Source organism: Chthoniobacter sp., from assembly GCF_040003245.1.
In the GTDB taxonomy this organism is placed as follows: Bacteria; Verrucomicrobiota; Verrucomicrobiia; order Chthoniobacterales; family Chthoniobacteraceae; genus Chthoniobacter.
On the sequence record NZ_JBDUCX010000319.1, the window covers coordinates 1 to 6,569 of the forward strand.

At 61.9% G+C, this 6,569-nt stretch carries 6 protein-coding genes; 2 read left to right on the forward strand and 4 right to left on the reverse strand.

Going from position 1 to position 6,569, the window contains the following annotated elements; translation table 11 throughout:
- Positions 1-113 precede the first annotated feature (113 nt).
- Both ABJF10_RS28190 and ABJF10_RS28195 read left to right on the forward strand, forming a co-directional pair.
- Positions 114-389 (forward strand): transposase, encoded by a 276-nt coding sequence (locus ABJF10_RS28190; protein ID WP_348547952.1) that lies wholly within the window; start codon positions 114-116, stop codon positions 387-389.
- A 52-nt stretch (positions 390-441) separates the two neighbouring features.
- Positions 442-1,464, forward strand: a complete 1,023-nt coding sequence (locus tag ABJF10_RS28195; protein ID WP_348547953.1) for a transposase — start codon at positions 442-444, stop codon at positions 1,462-1,464.
- Here ABJF10_RS28195 and ABJF10_RS28200 read toward each other — a convergent pair.
- From ABJF10_RS28200 to ABJF10_RS28215, 4 genes are all read right to left on the reverse strand, one after another.
- Positions 1,345-1,986 (reverse strand): phage protease, encoded by a 642-nt coding sequence (locus ABJF10_RS28200; protein WP_348547954.1) that lies wholly within the window; start codon positions 1,984-1,986, stop codon positions 1,345-1,347. The two genes, ABJF10_RS28195 and ABJF10_RS28200, sit on opposite strands and share 120 nt — an antisense overlap.
- A gap of 621 nt (positions 1,987-2,607) precedes the next feature.
- Positions 2,608-2,790 carry a hypothetical protein gene (locus ABJF10_RS28205; protein WP_348547955.1) on the reverse strand — a complete coding sequence of 61 codons (183 nt, stop codon included), beginning with the start codon at positions 2,788-2,790 and terminating at the stop codon, positions 2,608-2,610.
- A 160-nt stretch (positions 2,791-2,950) separates the two neighbouring features.
- Positions 2,951-5,452 (reverse strand): DUF935 family protein, encoded by a 2,502-nt coding sequence (locus tag ABJF10_RS28210; protein WP_348547956.1) that lies wholly within the window; start codon positions 5,450-5,452, stop codon positions 2,951-2,953.
- Between the two features lie 135 nt (positions 5,453-5,587).
- Positions 5,588-6,520, reverse strand: a complete 933-nt coding sequence (locus tag ABJF10_RS28215; RefSeq protein ID WP_348547957.1) for a S24 family peptidase — start codon at positions 6,518-6,520, stop codon at positions 5,588-5,590.
- Between the last annotated feature and the right edge of the window lie 49 nt (positions 6,521-6,569).

Here is a 6,569-nt window from a genome sequence, read left to right on the forward strand (position 1 = left end):
CTGAAAGCTCTGGGCGAGGCCTGCGAACGAACGGGCTGGCGGGTTCACGCCTGGGGAATAGGGGTCAGTCAACAAATCTTGACAGGACCGCCTGTTTCGGCTGAAATGGTTCGATGCCGCGCAGCATCCGTCTCGAATATCCTGAAGCGTTTTATCATGTGATGGCGCGCGGGAATCGGCGGGAACGCATCTTTACCGATGACGTCGACCGGCGGTTCTTTCTGAAAGCTCTGGGCGAGGCCTGCGAACGAACGGGCTGGCGGGTTCACGCCTGGGTGCTGATGGGGAACCACTACCATTGCTTGATCGAGACGCCGGAGCCGAATCTGGTGGCCGGCATGCAGTGGCTGCAAAACACCTATACCCGCCGGTTCAATACCCGGGAATAGGGGTCAGTCAACAAATATTGACAGGAAGGGTTGGTTGAGCTGAATTGCGCCCATGCCGCGCAGCATCCGCCTCGAATATCCCGGTGCGTTTTATCATGTGATGGCGCGGGGGAATCGCCGGGAGCGGATCTTTGCCGATGATCTCGATCGGCGGTTCTTTTTACGGACTTTGGGTGAGGCCTGTGAGCGAACCGGTTGGCGGGTCCATGCCTGGGTGCTGATGAATAATCATTACCACTGCCTGATCGAGACACCGGAGCCCAATCTGGTGGCCGGCATGCAATGGTTGCAAAATGCATATACCCGACGGTTCAATACCCGGCATCGGGCATGGGGACGGCTCTTTGGCGATCGTTACAAGGCGGTGGTGACCGAAGGGCGGCGGGGCGAGTATTACTGCACCTTGCTCGACTACATTCACTTGAATCCGGTGCGCGCGGGGCTGATCGACTTGCAACGAGGGGGAAGCGTGCGGGATTATCCGTGGAGCAGTGTGGCCGGGGGATACGCGCTGCCCGCGCGCCAGCGCCCGGCGTGGCTGGTCTGCGAAGAAGGATTGGGGGCCTACGACTTGCCCGACGATGCCGCGGGGCGGCGCCGTTTTGTGGCGCATCTCGACGAGCGAGCGCGGACCGAAGCGGTCCGGAAATGCGGGGTGCCGGCACCGGAGGGTGACCGGCGGCGGAGCGATCTACGGCAGGGCTGGTATTGGGGCAGCCAGGCCTTTGCGGAAAAGATGCTGGCCTTGGCGGCGCAGGTGATGTCGCGGGGAGCACGCAATCGAACGTATCGGAGCGGGCCGGTGGCGAAAGCCCATGGGGAAAAGACCGCTGAAGAATTGGTTCGCGTGGGGCTGGCGGAAACGGGGCTCACGGGCGAGAACCTGGTAGGGCTGCCCGGCAGTGATGCTCGCAAGGTGCAGATCGCGCGAGTTGTATGGGAGCAGACGACGGTTTCACTGGGCTGGATCGCCGACCGGCTGAAAATGCGCAGCGCCGCGAATGTCAGCCAGATCCTGCGGCGCGCTCGAGGAGGGCTGCCGGACCAGGCTCGCGCCATTCGCAAAGCCAGTTGAACTCTCTCGCTTGATTCGAGCTGTTGCCTCTCTCGCGACGATCCGCGCCGGCCTCGCCCCTACATCGTCCACGTAGAAGACGGGCGAAAATTGCCGGTAACGTTTCCCCGCGATCGCCTGCTGCCCCAGGTCGCTCCATTCCCCCCGCGCATAAATCCCCGCCGCTCTTCCATTTTCCGTTTCCCATTTTCCGTCCACCCTTTTCCCGTCGCCATCGCCGACCCAAAAAAACTCCTCGGGCCAAAAGCTCGCCTCCCCGTCCTCATGGTTGAAGTCGAAGTAGGCCCGCTTCCCCCGTGCCTCCAACTTCGCCCGTTGCGTTTCCAGCGCCGCCGCCCCCGCGCGATCCACCCGCACCTGCACCTGTACCCTCCGCCCGCCCTGGCTGGGCGTGATCGCCTGCAAGCCCGCGGGCATGTACATCACCTCCGCCGTGGCCGTCGCCGGCGCCTGGTATGCGGCGCGGCAGAGCATCGCGCCCTGGTGAATTGCAGGAATGAGTGTTTGCGTTTGGACTGTCATAGTTATGTATTGAGTTAGGGTTGGAAAAAGATCAGTGCGGTTCATTACGGCCGGTCATGCTTTCCCGCGTGCGGTGGGGCAATGGATCGCTACGCGATTCGCGAACTCTTGCGATTTTGGCAGCGTGTCATCGGGATGGGACCGGGCCGTGACCCCTACGCCGCCGCCAGACTGACTAACTGCTTCCGGCCCCGCCGCTCCCGCTGTCCCCGCCCTACTGACCGGCTCGGCTAACCTCGGAACCGCCCTCGCGGCAGATGATTGAGATAGTGGTGTCTCCATGCACGTGATTAAAGCATGACTTCGAAAAAAAAGTGCATTGCTCCATTGGCTCTATTGGCTCCATTGCGGAAAATTTCACCGGAGACCCAAAAAACTGCCCATTTTTCCGGCGGAGGCGATCATTTGCCCGATCGCCAGGCTCCTGCGATTTTACCGGCATCGGCGTTAAAGGGGGCGCGCTCCCGGCCCCGCCGTGGCCGCCGCGGTGACCATACCGCCGATATTAGTGATCAGGGCTTGGCCCCCCGGGCCATTCCAAACCCCAGACTGCGCACCCATTTCGTACTGCTTCAATATCCGGCTTTTCTGTTCCCGCCTGTTCGACCGGAAGCTAGCCCTTTAGCCTTCCGTGGGCTCGGGTCCTGGCGCGGGGTTTTTCCTTTTCGAGGACGACTCGGGCAATTCGCGCGGCGTGGGACTGTTCATGTCCCGGGCTTGCTGCAGACACTCCTCCAACGTCATGTAGGGCTGATTCAAGCGAGCCTTGAGCTGCTCTTCGGCGCTGACGATTTTTATTTTCATCGCTGGGTGTTATCTTTGCATTGTTGTGCGGGAATGGCGATCCCGAATTTGGTTTGGGAGAAGGTTTTCCGGGGGTTCCGCCGGCACCGAAATCACGGCCGAATCCCTCGTGCCCTTCTCCGCCGAAATTGGTTTTCCCGCGATTTCAGTGCCAACAGACTCATACCAGCGCGTTTCGATAGGCATGGAAGGCGGCGGCCAAGATGGCTCGACCGTCAGTGACCTCTTTTCCTTGGAGAGCCCTGTGGTGCAACGGGATCCAGTGGTGCTTGAGGAAATGGACGAAGTCGGGGCTTACACGCTGAATGGCCGGGTCAATGGGATGGATGATGCCATGGGCGTCCTTGATTACGTTTCTCTCCACCATGTCGTGGACAAGTAATCCCTCGTCCGCATGGTAGTACATCCCGACTCCCAGCCTCTCGAAACCCTTGGTCGCCATATAGCCATCGATCTCCGTCGGCACTGTGGGCACACCCTTGACAAAGGGTTGCGACGTAACAATGGACAGTTTGTGCCCGTGCCGGACTATCCGTTCCAACTTTACCCGGTCATCGAAGACGCGATTATGGATATGGAGGCGGTCGAGATACTCGAACGGGGTTGCTCCCTGCGAAAAGCTGCCATATGCGATGCCATACCCGTGGTGCGCATCCGGTCGGGTGCCCTTGACAACAATTCCCCTATGCGGGACGAGCTCGACCGTGTGTTCACCGCCTCTGGCGTGCTCGGCTGGAAGCCGGCCTTTTAGCTTTCCGTGGGCTTCGGCCCAGGCGCGGAGTTGATTTTCTTCTCGCGCGACTCGGGCTTGTCTTTCGGCGTGTAATTCATCGTGTCCCGGACTTGCTGGAGCATCTCCTCGAATGTCATGGAGGGCTGATTCAAGCGAGCCTTTAACGCTTCGGGATCGGACGGGATTTTCTTTTTCATCGGAGGGTCTGATTTTTGCATAGTTGTTAGGGGATGACGATCCCGATTTTGGCTTTGGAGAAGGCTTTCCCGTCGTCCCGCCGGCACCGAAATCAGGACGGAAACCCTCATGCCCTTCTCCTCCTAAATTGGTTTTTCCGCCGTTGGTGAATACAAACAGACCCGCCTTGCCCTTGGGGTGCAACTGGGGGTTCCACTTTATTCCGCCCTCGAGCGCCGCGTCTTCGGTTCCGCCTTCGTGCGAGATGCGTGCGGCGAGTGTCGCCTTGTTCGTTTGGGCTTGTTGCTTCGCGTCCCCGAGCGTCATCTCCCCGGCTTCCGGTTTGGGAATGCCGAAGGTCTTGCCGAGCCAATCCAGTGGGATGATGTGGCCGGCGCCCGCGGCGGTGAGAGTGGAGATCCAGTGGGCGCGCGCGGTGAGATCGTCTTCGCCGCGTTCGTGGAAGGCGAGGGTGGGCGCTTCGTCGGTGTCTCCGTAGTTGAGGCGGAGGATGGAAGGGATGAGCTGTTTCTCGATCACTCCGGCCGCAAATTTCGCCGCCGCATCGATGATACCCGAGCGCACGTCGGCGTGCACACGGCCCAGGGCGTGGCTGCCTCCTCCTTGTCCCATCCCGCCCGTATCTGTCGTCAGCGTTTGCCCCAGCACCAGCAGGTCGCACTGCTTGTCGGCGCGGTCGAGCAGGTCGCCCTGCGGGGTCTCGCTGCCGCTCTTCTGGCCCTCGGCTTTGACTTCCAGCGTGGTGCCGTTGGGGAAGGCGCCCCAGCTCGCGCTGCCCATGTTTTGTAACATGGTGGAGATTTGGTCCACGGTGGCCTGCGGTGCGGTGGGATCGTAGGTGGCCCAGCGCACCGGGAGGCCGAAGATTTGGGCGAGGTTGAGCAGCCAGTCGGCGGAGAAATTGGCCGCGCACCACCACCAGACCAGCGGGCGCAAGAGCGCGCCACCGAGCACCGAGCCACTCTTGGTCTTGCACTGGGCGATGATGAACCGGTCGGCTGGGAAGGGGGTGAGCGTCTGCTGCGTATCGTCCGCCAGGCCCAGGCGCAAATCCCCGTCCCACACGTACTGCACCGGGCTGGCCCAGCGGGCGGCGCGCGGGGCGACGAAGCGGCCGAGGGCGCGCGTCTGCGCCACGTGCCAGTCGAGCTCCAGCACACTCACGCCCTTGAACCACGCATCGAGGATGTCGCCCACCAGATCGTCGAACGCGCCCTCATCCGCCGTCGGGTCCGGCTGCATCTGGCGCAGCGCGGCGCTGACCAGCTTCATGCGTTCGGTGGCGGTGGGTGATTTCTCTTCGTCCTCATCTCGATAGGCTTCGAGGACGGCGCGGCGACTGCGCACCGCCATCTTCAGCTCGAGCACATTCTTGCGCAGCCGCGGCCAGGTGTCTTCCATGAGGTTGAAGAGCTCCCACTGCGGGATGTGCGCGCCGGCCAGGGCCCCGCGCAACGTCATCTCAATATACGTCGGCGTGATCGCGCTGAGCTGCGGGAGCAGCCAACGTTCACGCATCTGTGGGCGGATGATCGTCGACAGCGCGGGAGGCGCTGGCAATGGTCGATGGACAATGGAAGATGGACGAGGTTTTCGCTGCGCCGCAGCGCCCAGGGCAGTGCGGGCGAAGCCGGCGAGACGCGAACGGAGGTTCGCCCTCTTGGCGGGTGGCTGAGTGAGTGGTGGTTTCCATGCCCGCGATGTAAGCATGACTTCGGAAAAAAAGTGCATGGCTCCATTGGCTCCATTGCGGAAAATCGTCTTTTGGGACCGCAAAAAACGCTATTCCTCCGGCGGAAAGCGGACTGTCTCCTTCGCGTCAGCTTTATCTCCCGGCGTCGCGAGACCGTTGCCACGATCCTATTGCTACTGCCGGCGCACTTTGCCGGCGGTGATCGTCTGCACGATGGGCCACGCGCCGGCGATCTCCTCGTAGGGCACTTCGATCGGGGGGTAGGCCGGATTGGCGCTCTCGAGGAGCACGCGCTCCCCGCGCCGTTGCCAATACTTGATGTGGACATTGTCGCTGTGCGTGCGGACCACGGCGGCGTCGCCGTTGTTGACCTCCTGCGCGGGGGAGCAAATGACCATGTCGCCATCGCGCAAGTTCGGCTCCATGGAATTGCCGGAGACCTTGATGGCGAAGGCGCTCCGGTCATCGACATTGAGCGCGAAGATTCCTGAATACTCGTAGCCGCCATCGGAATGGCCGGCGTCGCAGATTCCGGCCTCCGCGGAGGAGAGCAGTGGCACGTATCTTCCTTTCACGCCGGTGGGCAGCGCGAGTTTCACAGAGGCCCCGTGGGTGCCGTGGACACCGGTGACATCGATGATGAACGGGTGGTCGGAGCCGATGATGAGCTCTTCCTTGTTCAAGTCGGGGAGCGCGCGGCACAACGTGTCGATCAGCTTTTCGCTGGCGCGAATTCCACCGCTCTCGAGTTGCGAGAGGATCCAGACCGGATAACCGGTGCGCTTGGAGAGCGCACCGAGGGTCAGCCCGGCGGCTTCGCGCGCCCTTTGCAGCGCGCCCCGGGGGCCACCGACCCCCTCCGCGAGCCGGGTGCGGAAGGAGGCGATCTCGGCTTCTTCGTCGCCGAGGCCGTCTCGGAACCATTCCACGGAGACGCCGAGGCGGCGGGCTACGTCGCGCATCTTGCTTTCGCGCAGGCCGAGGCCGCGTCCCCAATTGATAAGGGTGCCGTCGGAAACATGGGCGAGACGGGCGACTTCTTTTTGGGATCGGGCCTCGTCGATGAGGCGTTTGAGGCGGGTCGCGACAGTAGAGGATTCGTTCATGGCAAGGGTAATATGAGCCATATGAGCGGTTTTCGCAAAATATATTTTG